Genomic DNA, 22,609 nt, shown 5'->3' with positions numbered 1-22,609 from the left:
GCGACATCACGGAGAGAGCCTCAGTTGACCAACGAGGAGCAGGACACTCGCTCGAGCGGCGGCGTACCGAACGCGTTCGGCAACGCCCTCGCATGGAAGTGGACACGCCAAATGCCCACCTCCGTGCGACGCACCGGCCTGCCCACGCTCCTCTACGCCCTGCGCGCCATGGCCAACCCCGCCGGAGAACTCCGCTTCGCCGACCGCAAGCCGATCCGTATCCCGGACATCGCCAAGGCCGCCTGTGCCGACGAGAAAGACGCGCGCCGCTACATGGACGCCGCGATCCGCGCCGGCGTCGTCGGAGTCCGCGGGGAGCGACGCCGCGGCGCACCGACTCTGTACGTCCTTCTCGTGTCCCCACGACCGGACTGGGAAGCCGCCGACGCCCACCTGAAGAAGACAGCTCGAAAGCCCGGGAAGCGTCCCGCAGCGTGGCAGACCGACGACGAAAGTTCGGGGGACCGCGACCCGAACCAGTTCGGGGGACCGCGCCCGGAACTTACCGACGGTACGGACGACGAAGTTCGGGGGACCGCGACCCGTTGGAGTTCGGGGGACCGCGCCCCGATTGGTTCGGGGGACCGCGCCCCGAACAACCCAGGGAAAGCCAAGGAACTACCCCAAGAGATGGCCGGGGCTGTCTTCCAGCCTCAGGTAGTTGGGGCGCACGGAGATCAAACCGAGCCCCACGACGACCACCCCTGGACCCGCTGCACCGAATGCGGGCGCCCGATCGTCCCCGACCCCCGACGCCCGGACCGCACCATCCATGCCGCCTGCCAACGCCGTCTCGAGAGGCACAGCGCATGACCGCATACGACCGCCTCATGGCCGAGGCCCTCCCCACCGGCACATTCGGCGACGCCGTGCCACCCAAACCGCCACCACCCGAACCGCTGCCCAGCGTCCCCAGATGGACACCCGACGAGCAAACCCGGCACCGCGCCGACCTCGAACACGCCCTCGACGGGTGGCGCTGGGACGACGACCCCCGACACCTCCGCCTCATCACCGACCATCCAGACCAGACAGCCGCATGACCGGTGCGGCATCCGGTTACGGCCGCCCACGCGCACAGAGAGGACCAACACGTGATCGCCGTCATCGCGTTCGTTGCCGTCGTCGTCCTCACGGCCAGCATGCCCCTCGCCGCCCCGACCGTCCGCCGCCGCATCGGCCCCTCGTGGGCCCGCGGACCCTTCCGCGCCCGCATCTTCGCCCACTTCCGCACCCGGAAGGACACCACCGCATGAGCGACGTCTGCACCGCCACGCTCGCCGACGGGGACCGCGAACCGCTCCGCTGCACCCTCCCGGCCGGACACCCGGACAACCACGTCGGGCCCGAGCTGGGACCGGAGGGGTCCACGTGTTGGTACGACCAGGCGATCGGCGCCACTCCGCACAAGGAGTCGAGCAGCGCCGACCGCCACACGGTCGACACGATCGACAGCGACGCCCTCGACGCCCTATACGACCGGCTGGAGCGTGCTAGTCACGCCGTCCGCGAGAACTACCGAGCCTGCGAATCCCTGCTCGAGCGGCTCGAAACGGAAACCAGGGCCAAGCATCGGGCCATTGCCGCCTGCGACATGGCCGATGAGGGCATGGAAGCAGCCCGGAACCGCGCCGAGCAGGCCGAGGCCGAACTCGAGCGCATGCGGGACCTGCTCCGCTCGGAGAACGACCGCGCCAACAAGGCCATCGAGCGGGAGCTCATCCTCGAGGGGGAGATCGAGGCGCAGCGGGCCGTCATCGCCCGCGCGCGGCGCTTCGCCTTGCGGTGGGCCACCCTCCGCACCCACGACAGCGCCGAACTCAACGGCACCGAGCAGCCCACCACCTGAACACGACGAAGGGGCGCGCGCCGACTGTCTGCCCGGCCTCCAGCGCACGCCCCCAAGCGGAGATCACCGTACCGCCCCACGCACCCCGGGAGCCACGACGATGACCACCGCCACCACCCACCTGACCACCGTCATCCGCCACTGGCCCGACCTCACCGACGCCCTCGGCGCGAGCAGCTCACCGACATGGCCCCCCGCCGGCCGCATGTCGGAGTACCTCCGCGCCCTCGAGCAGCGCGACGCCGAGCTGCTCGAGGCCGAACGACACCGCGCCCTGGCCCTGCGCACCCTCGAGCGCGACCCGTCCCAGCTCGGCGAGCGCCCGATCCCGATCCGCCTGCCCATCCACGAGACGATGCGCATCGTCCGCGCCGCCCTCGTCCACTGCGCCGACCAGATCGCCGGAAGCGTCCAGCGCCCCGTCATGGGCCTACTGCCCGACGGCTACCCCGAGAAGGACCGACGCAGGCGCGAGCAGCTCGTCAAGCAGGACCGCAGCGAACCCCGCCGCTGGTCATGGACCGGCACCCGCCCGGACGCCCCGCACGCCGCGCTGTGGCTCCTCAGCCGCGTCCAGGGCGCGCCCGGACCGTTCCGGCCCCTCACCGAGCCCCAGCTCGACCACATCGCCGCCGTCGCCCGCGGCGCAGCCGAGCGCGTCGAGCAAGCCCTCGACATCACCGGAGGCAAAGCCCCACTCGCCCAACCCTGCCCGCGCCTCGGCTGCGGAGGCCGCATCGAGATGTACGGCGGCGCCGGCGCCCAACCCGTCGCGCACTGCACCAAGTGCGGGCACATCTGGACCGGGCAGGACACCGTGGCCGTAGCCTGACCGTGGGACCGCTGGCTGAGCCCCGCGCACACGACCGCAGTCGACGCGATCCGCCACGCCCTCGAGGCACCGAACAGCCCACCACGGCGCAGTGACCATGGAACCCGAGACCAAGACGGTCACTGTCATCGCTGCCGTCGGCTGGCTCAACTCCGTCGCGGCCGTCGTCTCCATGGCAGGCGAGACCATCATCACGATCGTCGGCAACCTTGTCGATGACGCCAAGCTGCGCTTCACCCCGTCCGGTGCGGCGGTCGCGAAGTTCCGCGTCGCGTCCACTCCCCGCACCTTCGACCGCCAGACGAACGAGTGGAAGGACGACGAGAGCGTGTTCCTGATTCGCTCATCCGAGGGCTGCGTCCGCTGCGCGTCACCGACGACGCAGGTCCAGGCCGGCGAGAAGATCCGTCATGTCGGCCCGCACTGCCTCGAGTTCATCATCGAGTTCATCAGGTGGTCCCGCGTGGTGTGGGCCATCGCCGTGCCAACCGGGCAGCCAACCGGGCACCACAAGCACTCAGGCTTCTTCTACAAGGACCTGCTGCTCGAGGACGGCGAGTTCGCAACACGGTGGGCATGTACATCGAGAACATGCCGCAGGTCGACTACAAGGACACCGTCATCTTCGGGAAGTTCACGCTTACTCCGTACCAGCAGAACAGCTACGGCAAGACTGACGGTGAAGTTCGACGACCCGCCCTTCGACGAGGTTCATTGCTCCACGTGAAACACGCATGCGAACAGGCCTGACGTGCAGGGATCTCCCGTCGCGTATGCCGAGGGTTACACCAACACCGTGGCGCGCAGGGTCGATCTCGGTGTCCAACTCGGCCTGGAGCTGACCAGTACATCGGCATGACGCACCGTCATAGGCACGAGTACCAAGCGGCGTTGAGACGCTCGCTGACCCACTGTTGTCAGTGCGGTGGGTCAGAATTGTCTACGCGGCCACGGCCGCCTCCGGAGACGGCGGCGGCTTCCTGGTCCTAACGCAGGGCCACGGCCTCCCCCGGAAACGGCGGCGGCCCCCTGGTCCTACGCAGGAGGCCGCCCACACCGTAAGAAACGTCAACCAAAGGAGGTCGACATCTCCAGCACCAAGAAGTCTAGGCGCTGCCACTGTCAGCGACCTAGACCGAAGACCGCCCGCACCGCCCGCACACGCGGCCGGATACGCACCCACCTCGCGGAACGCGGGGCGCGGCACCACTTCCGGCGACTGCTGAGCGCTGCCGGCGATGAGCTCATGCGTACGGGTGTAAAGGCGAGTCTCAGCGGGGTGGCAGCGCTCGCGCTCTACTGGTGGCACCACCACTGAGTCGCCCGGAGGGCTTCCCCACGCCGAGTCAGCCCAACGAGCTGGCCACGAGGACGGCCCGCCACCCCGTGCCCCAGGGTCGGCGGGCCGACGCCTTCGGGCGGGTTGTCATGTCGGAACCCTCCCCTCCTCACCTGTGCCTCGATACGGTTTCGGGTGTACAGCGAGGGGGTGAGGGCAATTCCGTGGTTCGCAGCAAGACGGCAACGCCGCATCCGACGTGCGCGCAGACAAGCTGACGGTCAGCCTCAAGTTAGCAAGGAGGCCGAGGCCCAGGACGGCCCGCCCTATAAGGGCAGAGTCGTTCGTAAGGTTGGCGGGATTTACGTCGTTCAGAGCTACAGCTCGACCCCGTTCGGGTTCGTAGTCGCAAAAAGGTCTGTGCATGGCGGTGCGGCCCCACTGTTTGACCAGCCTCTCGGACGCGAGGAAATCGAAGCAGTGGCCCCCGCCGCCGAGGAGACCATCGAGCACACCCTCGCCAGCATGTTCTTGCGTCTCGGTCCGCCACCAGAAACAACCGAACTTGACTACACACCAACGGGAAGCGGCGGAGGAGGGGCGCAGCAGTGAGTGTGGAGAACAGCAGTGCGGTACCTGTACCCCGCGACGATGACCCACTGGTCTCCGCCGGCCTGGAAATCGCCATGAAGTGGGGAGCCGCGCTCGGCGGACCTGAGCAGCTCAAGGTCGCATTCGAGGCACTTGAGCCGCAGTTGAAGCGCGAACACCAGGTACGACTCAAGCAGTTGGAGCGCGAACACCAGGTACGACTCAAGCAGTTGGAGGCGCAGAAGCACGCCGCGGAACGAAAGGCCCGCGCCGAGCGCGAGATCCGCCAGTACAAGTTCCGTGTGACCAGCCTGATCGTCGGAGCGATCATGAGCGTCGCCATGCTGGGGGCGGGCGTCTACGTCGCGAAGGACGTGTGGTGGCTGGCCATGGTGCTATGCGGGCCGAGCCTAATTGCCATCCTGAAGATCATCGTCCTGCGGCGCAGCGACCCCGGCGACATATCGGCTGTAACAGCTGCCGCAAAGGGAGCCATGAGCGCTGCATCGCAGGCACACCCGCCCGCGTGACCATCACTCTGGGCCGCATCTACCAGAGCCTCAACCCAGGTCGATCCCCAGCTCGGAGTCGGGTCTACAGAACGGGCACGCCTCCACGCCCGCCAGCACCGCGGCCCGCGCGTCATGCGCGTCGATCGGCTTCCCGGCGCCCGCGTGCGGGCAGTCGTCCACGTGGATCAGGACCCGCTCGTCGCCGACAGCCTGCGCCCGGCGTTCCAGGGTCAAGCCCGTCGACGGGCCGCCACTGCGCTGGGTGAAGGTGTGGAGCGGCCCCGGCTGCGCGGGCCGGGCCGCGGACCGCTTGGGCTGGGGAGCTGGCTGTTCGGTCTCCCGTGGGGGCTCCTCGCCCTCAGCTCGTGCGAGCGCCTCGCGGACGGCGTCCCGCTGCAACCGCAGGTAGATTCCTACCGCCTCGGTCTCCGCGTGCCGTTCCTCCAGCCACCGCAAGATCTCGCGCAGGCGGTCCGGATCGGGCGGCAGGTCGGGCATGCCGCGAGTCTAGGCACGGACCCGGCGTCTGCCCCATGCTGAGGGCGAACAGAGGAGGCCCCGTTGTCTCACCGCCCGTATCCGAACCGCGAGCGCGCGCGAGCGAAGGTATCGCGTAACCGCTTCGGCGCTGCCGCGTACCGCATGTACAGGCGCATCCCGCAGCGCTACGCGACAGGAGCGGACACCTGGCAGCCGGACTTCCTGATGGACGGCCGCACCGGCGACATCGCCGCGTACCCCGTTGACGAAACCCGTCTGTCGGATCGCTGACCGACATGGACGATGCCGGCCGCTACCGCGTCACCCTCAGCGTGGAAGACCAGCGCGTCATGGACGGCTGGTGGGACAGCGAGGCCACCGCGCGTAAGAAGTGGGCGGCAACGGTCGGCAACTACGGCCGCGACGGAGCGCACGTCATCCTCGTCGACACTGAGACTGGCGAGCAGCTCGCCGACTGGCCGTAGACAGCACGAAGCCCGCGCCTCGACGAGGTAGGGGCTGGGTGCGTGCAAATGACTACGGGCGCCACTCCTCGCGGTAGCCGGGCCGGTCCGCGTACACCGACGCCAGCAATCGGATCGTGGGGCACGGCCAGGACGGGGACAGCGTTTCCTCGCCGCCGCACGTGGAGCAGTCCAGATTCGTGATCCCATCCGGCTGAGGGCTCCGGATCGCGCGATGCAGGTTGACGACCTTTCGCTTGGCGCCGATCTCGTGCAGCACCCGAGCTGGATCATGCGCGGCGATGTGGCGCTGATACTCGGCTCGCTCAGTGCTGGCGACGTACCGGAGGGACCGCAGGGCTGGACGCTCGCGCTGTGCTGCTGCGCTGAGGTGGATCATGTTGGGAACGGAGGCTTCCCACGGCGCGCCGACCGCAGCCCGCGCGATCCGTTCGTCCGCATCAAGCTGCACGCCGAGCCACCGCACCAACTCATCCATCCGACGCCTCATCCTTCTTCGCCCGGTTCTTCCACGAGCCGGTGTGCCCTCGAAGGATGTCCTGCACGACGCCCACCGACATCTCCAACCGGGCCGCAATCGCCCGGATCGTCACCGGCGGATCCTGCTCTCGCAGGGCGAACACGAGATCGCGGCGCTCGGCATGCCAGTCCTTCACCCGCTGCGCCTGAAGTGCCAGCACGCGATTCCGCGCCCGCACCCGCTCTTCGACATCCGCGATGTGGTCGACGTCTTCGAGGGCCTCTGACACCCGCTGTACCTCCTCGATCTCGTCGCCCACACCCGCTCCTCTCTCGCTGCGGGAAGCGGCACGACCCAGCCATCTTGCATGGGGACCATACAGCCCTGTACGGTCCCCATACAACGGACCGGGTTCCAGTGCCCTTCCGTGATCAACACAGCCCCCGGTCCGCTGAGTTGGCGCTCCGGACCGGGGGCGGACCTGTCAACGAAGCGATCGAAGGAGCAGGCCCTAATGCCTGAGCGTACCGAGCACCCCCCTGACCAGCCCAGCCCCGCGAGCCTCGCACCCCAGCCGAGCCGCGTCCTCACCGAGCCCGCCACCGTGCAGGCCTGCGCCGCCGACTACGCCGGCGCCGACGACGTCCGCCGCCGCATGGACCAGCAGGACGCGAGGGCGCACTGATGCCGGACACGTTCGGCGGTGAGTGGCACCGCCCCCGCGGCGATGGCCGCGGCCACTCCCAGCGCGAGCTGCAAGACCGTGCCTCGTACGACAACGCCCCGCAGACCGACTGCGCGTCTGCCCTGTTCTGCCTCACCGTGCTCGCCACCGCCGTCGTGGCCAGCGTCCGCAGGCGCAAGTAACCCCACCGACTGGCCGGGCCCGCGCACTCCTTCCCTTTCCCTCGTGCGCGGGCCCGGCCCCCTCTCTTGGAGCCACCATGGGACAGCGCGCTACGACGCCAGGAGATCGACGCGCCACCGTCCGCCAAATGGCCGACGACGGACACTCGAACCGCGCCATCGCGCGCCAGGTCGGCATCCATCACAGCACCGTGGCGCGTATCCTCCGCGCCACCGACGAGCCGGACGCGCCAGTCGACGAGCCGCAGGACGCGCCACCCCATCCGACCAGCGGCGCACCCCGCGCGCCACAGCTCCTCCACGCGCTGCCGCCGTGGCTCATCCAAGACCTGAACGTCCTCACCGACCCGCGGACGGGACGCCTGCCCGCGCCAGTGGCGCGCGCCATCCACACCGCGGCCGAGGCACGCCGCGCCACCATGCGCGCCAACCTCGAGCGCCACGACATCGCCCCGGCGCAGTAGGCCGCGCCATGCTCCTCGCCGCCGCTTTCGCCGTCTGCGCCCTGGCCGCCCTCGCCGGGCTCCTGCTGATCGTCCCCCGCGACGTGCCCGCCATCTCCGGCACGTGCGCCCTGATCCTCACCGTCGCCGCGCTCGCCGTGGCCATCGTCCGATAGGACCCCACCGTGCCGTACATGGCCGTCAACCTCGGCGGCGTCGCCCTCGGCGTCGCGATCGTCCTCGTCTACCTGCTGCGCTGGGTGTTCAAGGAGAAGCGGCAGCCCGCCGCGCTCCTGCCGTTCGTCCTCGCCCACCTGTACGGCATGCTCGCCGCGCTCGCCTCCCTCGGCGCCTGGTCCGTGCTCAGCGCCGGCACCTGGCTTGCCCTGTGGGCCGCCAACGTTGGCGGCTACACCGCGCTCGTGTGGGGCGTCGGCGGCACCGCACCAGACGTGACCCGCGCGCACCAACTCGCCCTCACCCCGGGCGGATACGTCGTGGTCTTCCTGCTCACCGCGGTGTTGTTCGCCCTGTGGAAGTGGGCGCCGCGCGTACCGAACGCAAAGCTGTTCGCGGGCGTCTTCAGCGGGATCGCCGTCGCCCTGTCCGGGAGCGTCGCCGGCGTCGCCGCGGTGCCGCTCGGCTCCTCGGCGAACATGCTCGGAGCGCTGTTCACGCAGGCGTTCGCATGAGCAGCACCGAGGCCGAGGAGACCGCCGAGCCGGGGGAGCCGAGCCCTCGAGCCGATCGCGCCGCCCGCATCGTCCTGTTCGCGGTCGGCGCGCTCGCCATGTGGGGGATCGTCGCAGCCCTGCCCGAGGTCGCTTACGTGGTGGTGGGAGTCCTCGGCTGCATCAGCTGGCAACGCACCCGCGACTGGTGGGCGCGCCGCCGTGCCGACGAGCAGACCGAGGCCGCGCCTGACGTCGCCGCCGCACTCTGGGCCGTCGCCGGAGAAGGCCGGCACGTGCTCCTCACCGAGCTACGCGACGAGCTCGGCGTAGGCGATACGAAGGTTGTGCGCGCGCTCCTCGGCGAGGCGGGCGTCCGCGTCAGGTCGGGTGTGCGTACTGTCGCAGGGAACGGACCGGGCGTACACAGAGACGATCTGCCAGCCCTTCCCCTACCCCGTTCAGCTCCTCCTGAGAGCGGTGTTGGTGCAGGTCAGGAGCCAACGCCAACACCAACAACACAGCCCCTCGGCCTCGCCGGGGTAGTGGTCAAGGACGGCAGCGAGAGCTCACGTCGCTACCGAATCCGATGACCAGGCCCCGCCGCACTGATCCCCCCTCGCGCGGCGGGGCCCTCCTGCGTCATCCTCAGTCCATGCGTGCCGCGCTGCGCTTCACCGGGGAAGACAAAGACATGACGCTCTTCGAACTTGCCCAGTTCGTCGACGCCGCGACCAAGGCGGGCGTGCCGCTCGACAATCCGGTCCGGGCCGAGCTGTCGACAAGCGGGAAGATCAAGCAAGTTGAGGTAGCGCTCGGCGAGGACAACGACTGATCCGGTTGCATTCCGGGTGATCATGTCGCATCCTGGCCTCACGTCCGGCGTGCCCGGACTCGAAACCTCAAAGGCCCGCCACCACGCGGGCCTTCACCATTTCCTTACCATCGTGTCCCGTGCGACGATGCCCCCATGCACCCACACCAAGAGGGGCGCATCATGCCGAAGATCAAAACGCGGCGCAAAATGGGATGGATAGCGCTCGCGTTCCACTGGACGATGATCCTCTGCACCGTCGGACTCTGGACCCCGGTCTACCTCGCCGCGCGCCGTCGGCGCGTCACCGTGACGCACGTCCCCGACGGCTACCCGGCGCCGATCCCCGGCCAGCCGTACCCGCCGCAGCCCTACACGCACCAGCCCACGCCCGGCCCGTACGGCTACCAGCAGCCCGGGCAGTACCCGCCGCGGTAGCCCGTCCCGATCGAGGCCCGACCGCACCACCCCGCGGCCGGGCCTCTTGCATGCCCGGAGGTGACCGTGCCCAACAAGCCCCGGCAGTACGGCCGCCCGATCACCGAAGACGACTATGCGCGCGTACGCGAGCTGCACGCGGCAGGCCTCGGCCGCAACGCCATCGCCCGCGAGATCGACCGCGCGCAGCGCACCGTCAGCGTCATCGCCGCCGAGCTGGGCCTCACCTTCAGCAAGGCGACCCCGGGAAGCCTGGCGCGTCCGGCAGCGCCGGGCCGAGTGGAAGGGACGGGGTGCCGGGCCAGGACGGGGCGCCCGGAGCCGATGGGACGCCGGGCCCAGCAGGTCCGGCAGGTCCGCAGGGACCGCAGGGGCCGCCGGGCGAGCAGGGACCGCAGGGCGAGCCAGGCCAGCGCAGCGAGCAGGGGCCGCCCGGACCGGACTGCCCGGACGGCTACTCGCTACAGGCGCCGAGCTGGGACCCGGACGCCCTCGTGTGCCGGCGGAACGGCGCCCCGGATCCCGGTCCGGGCAACGGTGGCGGCGGTCTGCTGTCGATGGGCATCGTCATACCTCGCCGTGAGTACGCATGAGATCGCCCCCTCCCGCCTTCGGCGGGAGGGGGCCCTTCGTCATGCCCGGAGCCAGGCCCCCAACTGTCCACCGTTCCAACGCAGTACAGCTACTCTTCCGCCACAGATCACGTCCCTGGGGGGATCTCGATGTCGCCACGCCGCACCACACGCGGTTCGTCCTGCCAGTCCGTCGTCATCCGAATCGTGTGGGGCGTACTCGTCCCGCTCGCCGTCCTCGAACAGCTGGTCCTGCACCGCCCGGCTCTCGGGGTGCCGCTGCTCCTGGTCGCGTTGGCCGGCGGAGCGGTCTACGTGACGCGCCGTCAACGCAGAGCCGAGCAGCGGCGCCTCGAGGCCGCCCGCCTCGCCCAGATACGCGAGATCCAGTCACGGGAAATCGCCCGCTACCACACTCTCGGCCCCACCGAGTTCGAGCACGCCATCGCCTACCTCTGCCAGCGAGACGGCTGCACAAACGTCCAGGTGAACGGCGGAGCCGGAGACCTCGGAGCCGATGTCACCGCCACCAGTCCGGACGGACGCCGCCTGGTGATCCAGTGCAAGCGGTACGGGCCCACGCATAAGGTCGGCTCCCCAGAGATGCAGCGCTTCGGCGGCACCTGCTACACGGTGCACCACGCCCACATTCCCGTCATGGTCACCACGAGCACGTTCACCCAGCAGGCCGAGGCCTACGCCGTCGCGCAGCGCATCAGCCTGTACGACGAGCAGGCCCTCGCTGGCTGGGCGTCGCAGACCGGCCCGGCTCCGTGGCATCACGTCAACGCGCCAGCCGCCTGATCCTGACGGCGCGCGCCCCCTGCTCGGCCCCACGCGGGCTATGCCGAGGGCGTTTTGTCATGCCCTGAGCCTGACTACTCCTCGGGCGGCTGCCCCACATACGTGCCACGCCCCTGCACTGTCCACACCACCCGCTCCTCAACGAGGACCGCGATGGCACGCCGAACGGTGGACCGGGCAAGCCCGTACTCCTGCACCAACCTGGTCTCACTGGCGATGGGTCGCCCGTCCTGCCAGTCCCCACGCTTGATGCGCGCCTTGAGGATCTCAGCGAGCTGCCGGTACGGGGTGACCGGGCCCTCGTGGTCGATCTCAGCATCAGGATCAGTCGCCATGATCCGAAGCTAGGCAGATGCCCACAAGGCGGCATCTTGGGATCCGGATGCAACCGGATCGATACGGATCGAGACAGAGCGATACAAGTAGCAGTAGCCTGCACACACAGCAGAAAGCCCCCGCGGCTGCCGGGCCCGGGGGCTGGCCGACTGGTTGGAGTCGACATGCCAGAGCCTACGGCCATTCCGGCCGAACCCGCAGCAGCCGAGTACCGGGCCCTGACGGACCACTGCACCTCATGCCGCACCTGCCGACGGAACACAGCGGTGGCGTGCCCGGCAGCGAGGCACCTGCGCCGGCAGTGGTCGGCCGCGTGGCGCGCAGCTCGAAGCAGTGCCCGATGATTTGCGCGCGCTGCGACAAGCCGATCCGGGACGGCCAGGAGTACACCACCGAGGCCAACCCCGGGGCGAGCGCCGGCGGATCGGACATCCACCTGCACAAGCACCTTTGCGCGCGCCCTCCCGCCGTGGCGCGCCCTCGAACCTACCCCCCACAAGATCGACGCCACTACTGAAAGGCACAGCAACGATGCACAGCAACACCCTGAACTGGCGTAAGTCCTCGTTCTCGGGCGGCAACGGCGCATGCGTCGAGGTCGCCACGACTCCCGACGGGGGCCGAGCCGTCCGCGACACCAAGGACCGTGCGGGCGGGACACAGTTCTACACGCCCGCCGAGTGGGACGCGTTCGTCAAGGGCGTGAAGGCCGGCGAGTTCGACGCCTGATCCTCGCCCTGCACTGCGACCCCGGTCGGGATCAGTCCCGGCCGGGGTCCTTTGCGTGAGGGTTCGGTGTAGGTGACCGGTGCCGGCGACGGACGACCGTGGGCTCAACGTCGACCGGGTAGGGACGGGTGGGCCACCTCCCCCCTCAACGAACGGCCCTGCCCGTCATGTCCCCCAGGCGATGGGTAAGGGTCGCGGCGCCCCCGCTTCGTGCGGGGGCGCTTTCGTTTGCGGTCTTTTGCACTCACCCGCCGGGAGATATGGGGGACCGCCTCACGGACGCTTGGCCGCGGCCAAACGGAGCCAGACTCAGCAGCGTTGAGCGTCAGCGAGCGACATCGAATGTCGCCTATTTGTCCTGATTCTCGGAGCCTTCGCAGGTCACAATCGGGTAAATAAACGGGTTCGATTCCCGTCCGCCTCCGCTCCCCGCATCGGAACGGCACCGCCGCCGCTGGTCGTCCACTCGCTCCGTGTATCCCGTGGCGTCGAGGAATTCGAGTAGCGGCACGGCGACCCGGCGAGTGGTGTCCAGGGCCCGGCGGGCCTCGCTGAGCGTGAACGGCTGCGGCAGCCGCCGCAACACCGCGGCGGCCTGGTCGCCCGCTTCCGGAAGCAGCACGATCCCGTCGGTCACCGTGAGCAGTGCGCCTGCGGAGACCGCGGCGGCCAACGCTTTTCGGGTGAGCCCCAGTTCCTTCAGCCGATCCGCCTCCGGCGCCCGGAACGGAGCTTGCGTCAGGTCGCGCCGTACCGCCTCGACGGCTGCCGCCAAGGGCGGCGGGAGGGTCGGTTTGAGACTGGCGGGCCCGTACAACCTACCTTGTTTACACACCAGTTCGGATGGGCCCGGCAGGCCGGCGAGCGCGTCGACCAGGGACCGGTCGGGCAGCCCGAGCAGCCTGCGGGCCGCCTCGGCCGGCAGGCCCGGTTCCAGCGGGTGCTGCTCGGCGTACCGCTCCACTTCCGCCCCGAGACGCTCGCGCAGTTCCGCCCAGTGGACCTCGTCGGCCAGCCAGTCCCCCGCCACGGGCATGGTGGGCACCGGCACGCCCATCGCCGACAGCTCAGAACTGCGGACGAGTCGCCGCCGCCGCAGTTCTCCGGCGCCGTCCGGCCGGCCGGTCATGTCGGCCAGAGCGGCCGCCCTGGCCCGCCCCGCGCCACGGCGGGTCAGCCGCGGCGGCTGCACATCCAGCACCGTCACGCCGCAAGGCATACGCCGGCCACCCGGCTCCCGCAGGACCGCCCGGTCTCCCACACGCAGAGGCAGTGCCCGGCGCAGCGTCAGTCTGGCGGTGTCCTCGCCTAGCGGACGGACGGCCGCCACGACGGCGCAGGTGCCGATGTGCAGAGCGACCGTGCGGGACAGCTCGCGGGCCGGTTCACCGGCGATCCGGACGTCGATCACTTCGGTGACCAGCCATCGGTCCGGTGTCAGCAGAACCTGCCCCCGGCGCAGAGCGCCGTCGACGGAGCCGTGGAGGTTCACCGCCACCCGTGCCACTGCGCGGACGTCGGCCCGCTCCTCGTGCAGGGACTGCAGACCACGCACCCTCAGGACGGCCGATCCGTCCCCCGTCACCAGTCGGTCGCCTACGCGCAGCGTGCCCGCGCCGAGCGTGCCGGTCACCACGGTGCCGTGGCCGCGTACCTTGAAGGCGCGATCCAGCCACAGGCGCACGTCCGCATCGGCGGCCGGCTCGGGCAGCGAGCGTGCCAACCGGTCCAGCTCCGTGCGCAGTTCGTCCAGTCCAGCGCCCGTCACCGCGCTCACCGCGACGGACGGCACCTTGCCCAGGGACGTGTCGGCGATGCGCCCCACGGCGTCGGCTCGCACGGGCTCAGGGTCCGCCAGGTCGGAGCGGGTCACCGCCAGCACGGCGTGCCGCACCCCGAGCGCGTCGAGGATCGCAAGGTGCTCCTGCGACTGTGGCTGCCAGCCCTGGTCGGCAGCCACCACGAACAGCACGGCGGGCACGGGGCCCACCCCGGCCAGCATGGTCGCCACGAACTTCTCGTGGCCGGGTACGTCGACGAAGGCGATGTGCTCCTCGTCCGGGCCGAGCCGGGTCCACACGAACCCGAGGTCGAGGGTCAGGCCCCTGCGCCGCTCCTCCTCCAGGCGGTCGGGTTCCATCCCGGTGAGCGCACGGACCAGGGCGGACTTGCCGTGGTCGACGTGCCCGGCGGTGGCCAGGACCCGCATCACGCCTGCCTCTCCGCGGCCGCCCGCACGGCCTCGGCCAGCCGTTCGTCGTCCTCGGGCGGCACGGCCCTCAGGTCGAGCAGGCACCGCCCCGCCTCCAGGCGACCGACCACGGGGGTGGCGCCGGTGCGCAGGACGGCGGCGTAGGGCTCCGGCAGGGAGACCGCGGCGCTCGGCAGGGTCACACCGGGCGCACCGCCACCGCCCACCGTGGCCAGGCTGTCGACAGCCCGTGCGTCGATACTGTCGCGGGCCAAAGCAGCCGCGAGCCGGTCGGCGCGGCGCACGAGCCCGCCCGGGTCGGCGGCCAGAGCAGTGGCCGTCGGGGGCGGCGGGCCGGTGAGTGTCGCCTCCAGCGCGGCCAGGGTCAGCTTGTCCACGCGCAGGGCGCGCGCCAGCGGATGGCGCGCCACCGTGCGGACCAACTCCTCTTCGCCCAGCAGCAGTCCGCACTGGGGCCCGCCGAGGAGTTTGTCGCCGCTCGCGGTGACGAGCGAGGCGCCGGCCCGCAGCTGGGTCTCGGCGTCGGGCTCCTCGGGCAGGGACGGATGGGGAGCGAGCAGACCGGAACCGATATCGGCCACCACCGGGGCACCCAGCGCCGCGAGTTCGCCCACGCCGGCGGCCCGGGTGAACCCGGTGATACGGAAGTTGGAGGGGTGCACCTTCAGCACGAAACCCGTCTCCGGGCCGATGGCGGCGGCGTAGTCGGCCGCTGTGGTGCGGTTGGTGGTGCCGACCTCGCGGAGCCGCGCCCCGGTGGACACCAGCAGGTCCGGCAGCCGGAAACCGTCCCCGATCTCCACCATCTCGCCCCGGCTGATGACGATCTCCTTGCCGGCGGCGAGCGCGGTGGCCACCAGCACGAGAGCGGCGGCGCCGTTGTTGACGACATGCGCGGCGGCCGCGGACGGCACCCCGTCGCACAGTGCTCTCAATGCCGTACGACCGCGGCGGGCCCGTACGCCGGTCGGCAGGTCCAGCTCGACGTCCGTGGGCCCGGCGGCCTCCTGAACCGCCTGCCGGGCCGCGGCCGACAGAGACGCCCGGCCGAGGTTGGTGTGGAGCACGACGCCGGTGGCATTGATCACCGACCGCAGCCCGCCGGGGGTACGGGGCAACAGGGCGACCGCCGCGTCCTCCACCTGCTCGGGCGGGATGCGGCCCTCCCGTGCCTGTTCCTGCGCCTGCCGGACCGCCGTCTTCACCACGCTCGATCCCAGCCGGACCATCGCCTGCGACAGCCGCGGATCACGCAGCACGGCGTCGGTGCGGGGGATCCGCCGCCGCACGTCGGCGTGTTCGTGACGGCGGGCGGGAGTGGCGGTGCCGGATGCGGCCGCCGTCGCCTCGTCCCCGGTCCTCACCTGTGTGACCCGCTGCTCCATGCAGCCCCTCCACTCCGGCACGGCCGTTCCCTGTGCGGGGACACCTCATCGTCTCTCAGTGCCCGCGACCGGCCGTTCGACACGCCGGGACCCCAAGGGTCGGCAAGGTCAGCGCTCGGTGCCGGAGGAGATCCGGTATCGGTCGAGGGCCCGCCTCAACTCGTCCCGTTCCTCCTGGGGCAGTTCGCCGCCTTGGGCGAACGCGAGGAGGTGTTCCGCGACGAGCCGGAGCTTGGTGTTGGTGCGCTGGGACACGTCCCTCAGGACCCGCCAGGCCTCTTCGGGCGAGATCTTCCCCAGGACGACGACGACACCGATGGCCTGGTCGACGAGGGCGTGCGAGGTGACGGCATGCCGCAGTTGTTCGACCTCCGTCCGCATCCGCTCGCACTCCCCCGCCAGACCGGGGGCCTGGAGTGAATGCTGCGGCCTGCGTGTGAACCGTGCGAAGAAGGCCATGAGTCACCTGGCTGAGCGAAGGGGGCGTGTTGGGCACCATGCCCCGGTTTCTCCTCTCCACCTTCTCGCAGGTGGTCCTCGAACACGACCCAAGCTTGTGCCACGCCTGTTTCACGCCGGAGCAATCCGGGTCATTTCCCGCTGTCGATCAAGCCCGAAGGTGGCCGCAGGACTCCGTCGGGTCAGCGTTCTGCCGGCGCGGCGCCGCGCAGTGTGTCGTTCTGGCGCTTCAGGGCCACCGTGGTGGTGACGCGCACGACGCACGGCCTCCGGGGAGTCGAGCCGAACCCGAACCGGACGGGCGGTTCGACCGGCGCGAGGAGCCCGAGGTCCTCCCCCTCATACCGCGCGTGGGCCGCGACGACGGGATGCAGGTCCTTCGCGCCGTACCACTCGTGCCGCCCGGCGCCCGCGCTGCCGCAGATCCGCACACCCGGCAGTGCCCGGGCGAGCAGCGCCACACAGGAGACCCATACCGGACGGGCCGCCAGCGGGGCGGGCACGGCTCGGAGCAGGAATCCAAGGAGGCCTCTGCGACCCGTAGTGAAGCGCAGAGCCAGGGTGGACGCCTCGACCGTCCAGTCCTGCTCTGCGACATCCACCCTGACGGGCACGATCCTCACCTCGTCGAAGGCATAGGTACCGGCGATGAACGTCGCGATCAGCGGGGTCGGGGCCAGCAGAACGCGGTGCCCATCCGGCCGCTCGAGCATCACATCGGCGAACGGGCCGAACGGCGCCCGTGGCCAGTACCCCACTACCGCACGTGTACCGGACGACGTGCCGATCCCCGCGATCCAGCCGTCGAAGCGCAGTCGAGTACGACCGGGGGAGCGCCTGCTCACCCTGGCCGTCACCGGCCGGCCGACGCCCATGATGGCTGCCCCTCACACGCCTGATGCGCCGGCGGACGGCCCGGTGCCGAGACGCCATCGGGACGTGGATGTGCGTGCACGCCCAGGCGCGCCGCCTACGCACCGACTCGGTGAGGGCCCCGGTCCTTCTCCGGTGCCCGTCCACCGTCGAGGTCGGGGTCGTCCGGTCAGCCGTGGCCGGCCCGTTCACGCCGCAGGCGGCGTCCCACGACCCCCAGATCCAACACCGCCGCCACCGCCAGGGCCGTACAGATCGCAGCGAGCACGACCAGCACTCCGCGCCCCGGGGACGAGCCGGCCGAGGACTCGACGGCCCACCACCAGAACAGGGCGGCCCCCACGGCGAAGACGGCCAGGAAAACACCGCTGAGCGTCTCACGCAGGCGCAGCGCGCTGCGGGCGGTGCGCGGCTCCGACCCCGTTCTCACGGGACGTCGCGCGGCCCTCGACGAGGACCTGGGCACCGGACCGGGACCGGCAGGCGGGTGAGTCCGCTCGGCGGCGTGCCGGGCACGGCCGCCTGGTTCATCGCTCATGACACACTCCGCTGCACCTCACTTGTGTGCACGTCGCTCGCGCTCAACGTTGCCGGCCGGAACCACCGCGCCACGGCGGACGGCGTCCCGCCCAGCACCGGACACCCGTGTTGCGGACGCAGTACGGGTCGGCCTCCTCGGCCGCACCGACCGTCCAGCAGCCCGGTGTGCCGACGACTTCGGCACACCCGGCTGGCTTGTGGAGCCACGGGGCGTCACGGGCCGTGGCGAGACCGCGATACGCCGTCCCGCAGGTCCACCCCTCACCAGGTCTGCCCTTGATCATGCTGATCGCCTCCTGCTCGCTCCGCCGAACGCGGCCCTCGGCCTGCCGCAGCAGGGCAGCGCCGGCCACGCCGCTTCAGGTGCCGCGGGAGGAGCGGGTGGTGAGCGCGTCCTTCACCCGGTCGATCATCGAAGCGAAGGGTCCGGTCATCCACTGGGCGGCGGGGGATCCGGCCGCGCTCGGGTGCGGATGGGTGGGTGCCATCTTCTCGGCCGCCTTGAGCTTGGTGCCCATCCCCTTGAGCCGGTCCTCGTCGCAGGCCGCCCGCACGGCAGGGAACTCCTCCTGTTCCTCGTGCTCCGCGTGGTCGATCACCGACTGTTCGAAGGCGGCGAACTCCGCGTCGAACACGGAACTGCCGACATCCATCTTCTCCAGCCGGGCGAGCACTTTGTTGGCCTCGGCCTCCTCGTCGTTGCGGGCTTCCGCCTCGGCCTCTCCGGCGGTCTTCTCCGCCACCGGCCGCAGGATCATCTCCTCGGCGGTCTCATGGACCGCAAGCAGAGCCCTCAGCTCGTCGAAGTTCTGCTGCTTCTGCTCACCCCGCGAACTCTTCACCTCGCCGAACAGATCACGGATCCGGGCATGCTGCTCCAGCAGGATGCGCACCACGTCGCCCTCAGGGAGCTTCGCGGCTTCCTCGCGTTCCTTGGTCGCACTTCCCACGGTGCCGGCCTCCTCATCGTGCCGAAGGTAGGTTCACGGCCGAGTACCCCACCGGATCGGGTCGTAAGGATCGCCGAGCCGGTGCAGACCCTCGGAGGCGTCGCGGTGCGCGATCCCCGGCACGTCGCCGAGATCACCACCGTTCCGCGGCCGCCAGACAGGGTGGAGGAGGTCCCGGCCATGCTGTCGCGGTTGCTGCACGCCCACGAGACGATTCTGGCGGAGGCCCATGACGCGGCGGCCCGGACCGCCGAACTGGGTGACGACGGCACCAACGACCTCCTGGTGTCCCAGGTGATCCGCACCGGCGAACTCCAGACCTGGTTCCTGGCCGAGCACCTTGTCGACACACCCCTGGTCCGCGCCTGAGGAAACCCCGCACCGAAGTGCCGGCGACCGGTCCTGGATCATCCGAGCGGGGAGGCCGGCCCCTGCGGGCGGACGTCTGCGGAAGGAAGATCCTCCTGCCGATCCAGGGGCGGTCGCCGCACCCGTCGAGAACGCCCGGACCGCTCGGGACGGGCGCGCGCCGGCGTGGTCCCGGCACCCCGCGCTCACCGTTACGCCCCCGGCCGCCAAGCGGGGGCGTTCTTGCACACCCCACAGCGTTGTCGATAGCCTGGAAAGCTTTCCAGGCCATGGATCTGGGCCGAATAACAGCCATCCGCGCCGGGAATGAAAAGACTGCCATGTGTGCCGGGACCGTGATGGGTACGGCGCTCTGGTGGGAGCCACGGGGACGCCCCCGTGCCGGGTGCTGAATCCGGGAAGGACGGCGTGAGGCGCGCCGATTCGCCGTCGGAGAGGACCGCTGCTTACCCCTCCCTTCACCGCCGAAAACCTGGACCGACGCGGAATCCGTTTCTTCACCCGTGGAACGAGGAAAACGGGTCGCGGTCGCGGGAGTCGCTGCTGTGCGTCCGGTCCGGGTCATCGCCGACGACCTGAGTGAATTCGCCGTACGCGAGTGCCTGCTCAGACCTTCGGCGCAGACGGCATCACAAGAACACAGCCTTCGCCGGGATGCGCGGCAATCGCACCTGCGCAGCACATATGCGCGGCACACGCAACCGATGCGGCCCGGACTCCGGTTCTCTCCCCGGAAACCGCCATGACATCGAACGGGACGTCGCGGACCGGGATCGAGCCCTCGTCCTCACGAGTGAACCCCCGTACGGGTGACTTGTCGTCCATCCGAGGAAGAAGAAATCCCGCCGGTCCGGGCGCGCCGGGCGGGACGTTGCGACGCGAGCCGAGTGGCAACCCGACGGTTGCCGAATAAAACTGAAAGGCGTGGTTTCGTGATCAGGTGAGAGTGCGCGACTTCGTGGCTTCTGGCTCTCTCGGCTCGGACTTGGCCGAGCCCGAGGCACCGGAGCGTCCACTGGCCGATGGTTGCCGAAATCTGTTTCGAGGAGCTCGAATGGCGGAGAAGTCTGCCGAGGTCACGATGTGCGAACCCGACGAACCAGCGGTCACCGTGTCCGATGACGCCGCCTCGGCCACACAGGACACGGAGAGGAAGTTCGCCGAAGTACTCGCCGATCTCGTGAGCAGCGAACAGGTTTCGAGCGACAGTCACTTCTTCAACGATCTCGGCGCCAACTCGATGGTCATGGCTCAGTTCTGCGCACGGATCAGGAAGCGGCCGGATCTGCCGTCCGCCTCCATGAGGGACATTTACCAGTACCCCACGACCCGAAGCCTCGCAGCGGCTCTCCTGGACGGCCATCCCGCTTCTGGCGCGGTATCGCAGCCGACAACCCCTTCGGTGGCCGTGATGTCGGAGGCGAAGGCGCCCTCTGCCGGTACCTCGGCCTATGTCCTGTGCGGAACACTCCAGCTGCTGGTCTTCCTGGTCTACTCCTTCGTCACCGGGTTGGTCGCCGCCCGAGGCTATGACTGGGTTTCCGCCGGTTCTGGGCTCTTCGACACCTACGCTCGGTCTTTCGTGTTCGGCGGCATCGGCTTCGTCGTGGTGTGCACGTTCCCGGTCGTGGCCAAATGGATTCTCATCGGGCGCTGGAAGCCCCGCGAGTTCCCGATCTGGAGTCCGGCCTATCTACGATTCTGGATTGTCAAGGTACTGCTCCACGCCAACCCGATGATTCTCTTCATCGGAAATCCGCTGTACGTGCTGTACCTGCGGGCGCTCGGCGCGCGGATCGGCAAGGGGGTCACGATCCTCTCCCGCCACGTCCCGGTCTGCACCGACCTGCTCACGATCGGCGCCGGCACGGTCATCCGCAAGGACTCGCACTTCCTCTGTTACCGGGCACACGCCGGCCAGATCCAGACCGGCCGGGTCACGCTCGGCCGGGACGTGTTCATCGGCGAGAAGACCGTGCTCGACATCGACACGACGATGGGTGACGGAGCGCAGCTCGGACATGCATCGGCTCTGTACCGCGGCCAGGTGATTCCGGACGGCGAACGCCACCACGGGGTCCCGGCACAGCCGACGGAGATCGACTATGTGAGGGTCGAGCCAGCCCGGTGCGGCACACTGCGCCGGACCAGCTTCGGCTTCGCCACCCTGCTTCAGCTGTTCTTCCTGTACATCCCGCTGGCTGTCGGCGGCGTGTACATGCTGTTCGTGGAGGTTCCTGCGCTGGGCGACCGACTAGACCCGGACACGGACGGATTCACGCCGTCGGAGTTCTTGATCGACGCGTTGACGCTGTCCGCCGTCCTGTTCTTCGGCTTCCTCGTCGTGGGTCTCGCCGGGCTGTACACCCTCCCACGCCTCGTGGGTCTTGCCGTCAAGCCCGACAAGGTCTATCCGCTCTACGGCTTCCAGTACGCCGCGCACCAGGCCGTTTCCCGCATCACGAACATCAAGTTTTTCGCCTGGCTCTTCGGTGACAGCTCCTACATCGTCCCCTATCTTCGCGGCCTGGGATACGACTTGTCATCGGTGGAGCAGACCGGTTCCAACTTCGGCACGGATGTGCACCACGAGTCCCCGTATCTCGTTTCCGTCGGCAGGGGAACGATGGTGGCCGACGGGCTTTCCATCATCAATGCGGACTACTCGAGCACGTCCTTCAAGGTGTCCCGGGTGTCGATCGGAGCGCACAACTTCGTGGGAAACCACATCGCTTATCCCGTGGGTGGCAGGACCGGTGAGAACTGCCTGCTGGCAACGAAGGCGATGGTTCCCCTCGATGGTGAGATCCGCGAAGGGGTCGGGCTGCTCGGCTCGCCGCCCTTCGAGATTCCCCGGTCGGTGGAGCGCGACTCCCGCTTCGACCATCTGCGGACCGGAGACGAACTACATCGCAACCTGTCCTCGAAAAATCGCTACAACCTCCGCTCGATGGCTTTCCACCTGCTCCTGCGGTGGCTGCACACCTTCGTCCTGACGGCGCTCGCACTTGCTTCCGTCGGCATGTACGGCACCCTCGGGCATATCGTGATCGCCGCCTACCTGGCCATCACTCTCGGGGTCACCGCCCTCTACTTCGTCCTGGTGGAGCGCTGCATCACGTCATTCCGCTCGCTGCGCCCCCAGTTGTGCTCCATCTACGACCCGTACTTCTGGTGGCACGAGCGCCTCTGGAAGGTTCCGGACGAATACCTCAACGTCTTCAACGGCACCCCCTTCAAGAACGTCATCTGGCGGCTGCTCGGCGTCCGCATCGGCCGCAGGGTCTTCGACGACGGCTGCCATGTGACCGAGCGGACGCTCACCTCCATCGGCGACGACTGCACGCTCAACGCCGGGACCAAGATCCAGTGCCACTCCCAGGAGGACGGCACCTTCAAGTCCGACCACATCACGGTCGGTGCGGGTTGCACCCTCGGAGTCGGCGCACTGGTGCACTACGGCGTGACCATGGGCGACGGCGCCGCACTGGCCCCTGACTCCTTCCTCATGAAGGGCGAGGAAGTCCCCTCGAACGCACGGTGGGGCGGAAACCCCGCCGTCGAGATGACGCATGCCCCCGCAGGAATCCGTGGCATCGCATCGGCATCGCCGTCACTGACGTCCGCGGCGGACGACCCCGCCGTGGCAGGGAAATGAG

At 69.6% G+C, this 22,609-nt stretch carries 30 protein-coding genes and 2 pseudogenes; 21 read left to right on the top strand and 11 right to left on the bottom strand.

Annotation, left to right across the window (positions count from 1 at the left end):
• Positions 1 to 24: 24 nt before the first annotated feature.
• From ACWDA7_RS19470 to ACWDA7_RS19440, 7 genes and pseudogenes are all read left to right on the top strand, one after another.
• The gene (locus tag ACWDA7_RS19470) at positions 25 to 813 is read left to right on the top strand and encodes a hypothetical protein (protein WP_450605494.1); all 789 of its coding nucleotides are present in this window, start codon (positions 25 to 27) and stop codon (positions 811 to 813) included.
• Entirely contained in the window at positions 810 to 1,043 is a 234-nt protein-coding gene (locus ACWDA7_RS19465; protein ID WP_450605493.1) for a hypothetical protein, read from the top strand. Before ACWDA7_RS19470 ends, ACWDA7_RS19465 begins: the two co-directional genes overlap by 4 nt.
• Positions 1,044 to 1,094: 51 nt before the next feature.
• Positions 1,095 to 1,256, top strand: a complete 162-nt coding sequence (locus ACWDA7_RS19460; RefSeq protein WP_450605492.1) for a hypothetical protein — start codon at positions 1,095 to 1,097, stop codon at positions 1,254 to 1,256.
• Positions 1,253 to 1,849 (top strand): hypothetical protein, encoded by a 597-nt coding sequence (locus ACWDA7_RS19455; protein ID WP_450605491.1) that lies wholly within the window; start codon positions 1,253 to 1,255, stop codon positions 1,847 to 1,849. Before ACWDA7_RS19460 ends, ACWDA7_RS19455 begins: the two co-directional genes overlap by 4 nt.
• Before the next feature lie 100 nt (positions 1,850 to 1,949).
• Positions 1,950 to 2,681: a hypothetical protein gene (locus ACWDA7_RS19450; protein ID WP_450605490.1), complete on the top strand. Its 732-nt coding sequence runs from the start codon at positions 1,950 to 1,952 to the stop codon at positions 2,679 to 2,681.
• Between the two features lie 172 nt (positions 2,682 to 2,853).
• Positions 2,854 to 3,018, top strand: a pseudogene (locus tag ACWDA7_RS19445) (single-stranded DNA-binding protein); the annotation flags it as partial.
• A gap of 1,550 nt (positions 3,019 to 4,568) precedes the next feature.
• Positions 4,569 to 5,081 (top strand): hypothetical protein, encoded by a 513-nt coding sequence (locus ACWDA7_RS19440; protein WP_450605489.1) that lies wholly within the window; start codon positions 4,569 to 4,571, stop codon positions 5,079 to 5,081.
• Between the two features lie 30 nt (positions 5,082 to 5,111).
• Here ACWDA7_RS19440 and ACWDA7_RS19435 read toward each other — a convergent pair whose 3' ends face one another.
• Positions 5,112 to 5,561: a DUF6233 domain-containing protein gene (locus ACWDA7_RS19435; RefSeq protein WP_450605488.1), complete on the bottom strand. Its 450-nt coding sequence runs from the start codon at positions 5,559 to 5,561 to the stop codon at positions 5,112 to 5,114.
• A gap of 63 nt (positions 5,562 to 5,624) precedes the next feature.
• Here ACWDA7_RS19435 and ACWDA7_RS19430 point away from each other — a divergent pair, with 63 nt between their 5' ends.
• Positions 5,625 to 5,834, top strand: coding sequence for a hypothetical protein (locus ACWDA7_RS19430; protein ID WP_450605487.1), 210 nt, complete (start codon positions 5,625 to 5,627; stop codon positions 5,832 to 5,834).
• 5 nt (positions 5,835 to 5,839) lie between these two features.
• On the top strand, positions 5,840 to 6,028 hold the full coding sequence (locus tag ACWDA7_RS19425) for a hypothetical protein (RefSeq protein WP_450605486.1): 189 nt from the start codon (positions 5,840 to 5,842) through the stop codon (positions 6,026 to 6,028).
• A gap of 52 nt (positions 6,029 to 6,080) precedes the next feature.
• Here the strand turns inward: ACWDA7_RS19425 and ACWDA7_RS19420 are convergent, their stop codons facing one another.
• Together ACWDA7_RS19420 and ACWDA7_RS19415 are read right to left on the bottom strand one after the other, a co-directional pair.
• Positions 6,081 to 6,506, bottom strand: coding sequence for a DUF6221 family protein (locus ACWDA7_RS19420; RefSeq protein ID WP_450605485.1), 426 nt, complete (start codon positions 6,504 to 6,506; stop codon positions 6,081 to 6,083).
• Positions 6,499 to 6,807, bottom strand: a complete 309-nt coding sequence (locus ACWDA7_RS19415; RefSeq protein ID WP_450605484.1) for a hypothetical protein — start codon at positions 6,805 to 6,807, stop codon at positions 6,499 to 6,501. Before ACWDA7_RS19415 ends, ACWDA7_RS19420 begins: the two co-directional genes overlap by 8 nt.
• Positions 6,808 to 7,002: 195 nt before the next feature.
• On the opposite strand from ACWDA7_RS19415, the gene ACWDA7_RS19410 reads away from it, so the two are divergent.
• From ACWDA7_RS19410 to ACWDA7_RS19370, 9 genes are all read left to right on the top strand, one after another.
• Positions 7,003 to 7,173, top strand: coding sequence for a hypothetical protein (locus ACWDA7_RS19410; protein WP_450605483.1), 171 nt, complete (start codon positions 7,003 to 7,005; stop codon positions 7,171 to 7,173).
• Positions 7,173 to 7,355: a hypothetical protein gene (locus tag ACWDA7_RS19405; RefSeq protein ID WP_450605482.1), complete on the top strand. Its 183-nt coding sequence runs from the start codon at positions 7,173 to 7,175 to the stop codon at positions 7,353 to 7,355. The genes ACWDA7_RS19410 and ACWDA7_RS19405 overlap by 1 nt, the downstream gene beginning before the upstream one ends.
• 77 nt (positions 7,356 to 7,432) lie before the next feature.
• Entirely contained in the window at positions 7,433 to 7,819 is a 387-nt protein-coding gene (locus ACWDA7_RS19400) for a helix-turn-helix domain-containing protein (protein ID WP_450605481.1), read from the top strand.
• Positions 7,820 to 7,827: 8 nt separating this feature from the next.
• Positions 7,828 to 7,974, top strand: a complete 147-nt coding sequence (locus ACWDA7_RS19395) for a hypothetical protein (RefSeq protein WP_450605480.1) — start codon at positions 7,828 to 7,830, stop codon at positions 7,972 to 7,974.
• 18 nt (positions 7,975 to 7,992) lie between these two features.
• Complete coding sequence (locus ACWDA7_RS19390; protein ID WP_450605479.1) at positions 7,993 to 8,490, top strand: hypothetical protein; 498 nt, start codon at positions 7,993 to 7,995, stop codon at positions 8,488 to 8,490.
• Positions 8,487 to 9,062: a hypothetical protein gene (locus ACWDA7_RS19385; RefSeq protein WP_450605478.1), complete on the top strand. Its 576-nt coding sequence runs from the start codon at positions 8,487 to 8,489 to the stop codon at positions 9,060 to 9,062. The genes ACWDA7_RS19390 and ACWDA7_RS19385 overlap by 4 nt, the downstream gene beginning before the upstream one ends.
• 62 nt (positions 9,063 to 9,124) lie before the next feature.
• Positions 9,125 to 9,304 carry a hypothetical protein gene (locus tag ACWDA7_RS19380; RefSeq protein ID WP_450605477.1) on the top strand — a complete coding sequence of 60 codons (180 nt, stop codon included), beginning with the start codon at positions 9,125 to 9,127 and terminating at the stop codon, positions 9,302 to 9,304.
• A 162-nt stretch (positions 9,305 to 9,466) separates the two neighbouring features.
• Positions 9,467 to 9,721 (top strand): hypothetical protein, encoded by a 255-nt coding sequence (locus ACWDA7_RS19375; RefSeq protein ID WP_450605476.1) that lies wholly within the window; start codon positions 9,467 to 9,469, stop codon positions 9,719 to 9,721.
• A gap of 722 nt (positions 9,722 to 10,443) precedes the next feature.
• Positions 10,444 to 11,097: a restriction endonuclease gene (locus tag ACWDA7_RS19370; protein ID WP_450605475.1), complete on the top strand. Its 654-nt coding sequence runs from the start codon at positions 10,444 to 10,446 to the stop codon at positions 11,095 to 11,097.
• A 74-nt stretch (positions 11,098 to 11,171) separates the two neighbouring features.
• Here ACWDA7_RS19370 and ACWDA7_RS19365 read toward each other — a convergent pair whose 3' ends face one another.
• Complete coding sequence (locus ACWDA7_RS19365; protein ID WP_450605474.1) at positions 11,172 to 11,432, bottom strand: GntR family transcriptional regulator; 261 nt, start codon at positions 11,430 to 11,432, stop codon at positions 11,172 to 11,174.
• 532 nt (positions 11,433 to 11,964) lie between these two features.
• Here ACWDA7_RS19365 and ACWDA7_RS19360 point away from each other — a divergent pair.
• Positions 11,965 to 12,162, top strand: a complete 198-nt coding sequence (locus ACWDA7_RS19360) for a DUF397 domain-containing protein (RefSeq protein WP_450605473.1) — start codon at positions 11,965 to 11,967, stop codon at positions 12,160 to 12,162.
• A 349-nt stretch (positions 12,163 to 12,511) separates the two neighbouring features.
• On the opposite strand, the gene selB is transcribed toward ACWDA7_RS19360, so the two are convergent.
• From selB to ACWDA7_RS19325, 7 genes are all read right to left on the bottom strand, one after another.
• Positions 12,512 to 14,371, bottom strand: a complete 1,860-nt coding sequence (gene selB / locus ACWDA7_RS19355) for a selenocysteine-specific translation elongation factor (protein ID WP_450605513.1) — start codon at positions 14,369 to 14,371, stop codon at positions 12,512 to 12,514.
• Positions 14,371 to 15,759, bottom strand: a complete 1,389-nt coding sequence (gene selA / locus ACWDA7_RS19350; protein WP_450605472.1) for an L-seryl-tRNA(Sec) selenium transferase — start codon at positions 15,757 to 15,759, stop codon at positions 14,371 to 14,373. The genes selB and selA overlap by 1 nt, the downstream gene beginning before the upstream one ends.
• A gap of 108 nt (positions 15,760 to 15,867) precedes the next feature.
• Positions 15,868 to 16,218, bottom strand: coding sequence for an ANTAR domain-containing protein (locus ACWDA7_RS19345; RefSeq protein ID WP_450605471.1), 351 nt, complete (start codon positions 16,216 to 16,218; stop codon positions 15,868 to 15,870).
• Positions 16,219 to 16,400: 182 nt separating this feature from the next.
• Complete coding sequence (locus ACWDA7_RS19340) at positions 16,401 to 17,093, bottom strand: hypothetical protein (RefSeq protein ID WP_450605470.1); 693 nt, start codon at positions 17,091 to 17,093, stop codon at positions 16,401 to 16,403.
• Between the two features lie 167 nt (positions 17,094 to 17,260).
• Positions 17,261 to 17,521 carry a DUF6343 family protein gene (locus ACWDA7_RS19335; RefSeq protein ID WP_450605469.1) on the bottom strand — a complete coding sequence of 87 codons (261 nt, stop codon included), beginning with the start codon at positions 17,519 to 17,521 and terminating at the stop codon, positions 17,261 to 17,263.
• Positions 17,522 to 17,672: 151 nt separating this feature from the next.
• Positions 17,673 to 17,984: a hypothetical protein gene (locus ACWDA7_RS19330; RefSeq protein ID WP_450605468.1), complete on the bottom strand. Its 312-nt coding sequence runs from the start codon at positions 17,982 to 17,984 to the stop codon at positions 17,673 to 17,675.
• Positions 17,985 to 17,990: 6 nt separating this feature from the next.
• Entirely contained in the window at positions 17,991 to 18,581 is a 591-nt protein-coding gene (locus tag ACWDA7_RS19325) for a hemerythrin domain-containing protein (RefSeq protein ID WP_450605467.1), read from the bottom strand.
• Positions 18,582 to 18,650: 69 nt separating this feature from the next.
• Between ACWDA7_RS19325 and ACWDA7_RS19320 the strand changes: the two are divergent.
• Together ACWDA7_RS19320 and ACWDA7_RS19315 are read left to right on the top strand one after the other, a co-directional pair.
• Positions 18,651 to 18,950 (top strand): annotated as a pseudogene (locus ACWDA7_RS19320) (Dps family protein); the annotation flags it as partial.
• Between the two features lie 1,054 nt (positions 18,951 to 20,004).
• Complete coding sequence (locus tag ACWDA7_RS19315) at positions 20,005 to 22,608, top strand: Pls/PosA family non-ribosomal peptide synthetase (protein WP_450605466.1); 2,604 nt, start codon at positions 20,005 to 20,007, stop codon at positions 22,606 to 22,608.
• Position 22,609 lies beyond the last annotated feature (1 nt).

Source organism: Streptomyces sp. NPDC001156 (genome assembly GCF_053598275.1).
This window is presented reverse-complemented; position numbering and strand designations above follow the sequence as displayed.

Bases quoted from the DNA above. Each gene is read 5' to 3' on its own strand.
- ACWDA7_RS19455 (WP_450605491.1), top strand. From the start codon at position 1,253: ATGAGCGACGTCTGCACCGCCACGCTCGCCGACGGGGACCGCGAACCG.
- ACWDA7_RS19465 (WP_450605493.1), top strand. From the start codon at position 810: ATGACCGCATACGACCGCCTCATGGCCGAGGCCCTCCCCACCGGCACA.
- ACWDA7_RS19450 (WP_450605490.1), top strand. From the start codon at position 1,950: ATGACCACCGCCACCACCCACCTGACCACCGTCATCCGCCACTGGCCC.
- ACWDA7_RS19370 (WP_450605475.1), top strand. From the start codon at position 10,444: ATGTCGCCACGCCGCACCACACGCGGTTCGTCCTGCCAGTCCGTCGTC.
- ACWDA7_RS19435 (WP_450605488.1), bottom strand. From the start codon at position 5,561: ATGCCCGACCTGCCGCCCGATCCGGACCGCCTGCGCGAGATCTTGCGG.
- ACWDA7_RS19360 (WP_450605473.1), top strand. From the start codon at position 11,965: ATGCACAGCAACACCCTGAACTGGCGTAAGTCCTCGTTCTCGGGCGGC.
- ACWDA7_RS19380 (WP_450605477.1), top strand. From the start codon at position 9,125: ATGCGTGCCGCGCTGCGCTTCACCGGGGAAGACAAAGACATGACGCTC.
- selB (WP_450605513.1), bottom strand. From the start codon at position 14,371: ATGCGGGTCCTGGCCACCGCCGGGCACGTCGACCACGGCAAGTCCGCC.
- ACWDA7_RS19390 (WP_450605479.1), top strand. From the start codon at position 7,993: ATGGCCGTCAACCTCGGCGGCGTCGCCCTCGGCGTCGCGATCGTCCTC.
- ACWDA7_RS19410 (WP_450605483.1), top strand. From the start codon at position 7,003: ATGCCTGAGCGTACCGAGCACCCCCCTGACCAGCCCAGCCCCGCGAGC.
- ACWDA7_RS19400 (WP_450605481.1), top strand. From the start codon at position 7,433: ATGGGACAGCGCGCTACGACGCCAGGAGATCGACGCGCCACCGTCCGC.
- selA (WP_450605472.1), bottom strand. From the start codon at position 15,759: ATGGAGCAGCGGGTCACACAGGTGAGGACCGGGGACGAGGCGACGGCG.
- ACWDA7_RS19425 (WP_450605486.1), top strand. From the start codon at position 5,840: ATGGACGATGCCGGCCGCTACCGCGTCACCCTCAGCGTGGAAGACCAG.
- ACWDA7_RS19405 (WP_450605482.1), top strand. From the start codon at position 7,173: ATGCCGGACACGTTCGGCGGTGAGTGGCACCGCCCCCGCGGCGATGGC.
- ACWDA7_RS19340 (WP_450605470.1), bottom strand. From the start codon at position 17,093: ATGGGCGTCGGCCGGCCGGTGACGGCCAGGGTGAGCAGGCGCTCCCCC.
- ACWDA7_RS19375 (WP_450605476.1), top strand. From the start codon at position 9,467: ATGCCGAAGATCAAAACGCGGCGCAAAATGGGATGGATAGCGCTCGCG.
- ACWDA7_RS19395 (WP_450605480.1), top strand. From the start codon at position 7,828: ATGCTCCTCGCCGCCGCTTTCGCCGTCTGCGCCCTGGCCGCCCTCGCC.
- ACWDA7_RS19365 (WP_450605474.1), bottom strand. From the start codon at position 11,432: ATGGCGACTGATCCTGATGCTGAGATCGACCACGAGGGCCCGGTCACC.
- ACWDA7_RS19315 (WP_450605466.1), top strand. From the start codon at position 20,005: ATGGCGGAGAAGTCTGCCGAGGTCACGATGTGCGAACCCGACGAACCA.
- ACWDA7_RS19345 (WP_450605471.1), bottom strand. From the start codon at position 16,218: ATGGCCTTCTTCGCACGGTTCACACGCAGGCCGCAGCATTCACTCCAG.
- ACWDA7_RS19385 (WP_450605478.1), top strand. From the start codon at position 8,487: ATGAGCAGCACCGAGGCCGAGGAGACCGCCGAGCCGGGGGAGCCGAGC.
- ACWDA7_RS19420 (WP_450605485.1), bottom strand. From the start codon at position 6,506: ATGGATGAGTTGGTGCGGTGGCTCGGCGTGCAGCTTGATGCGGACGAA.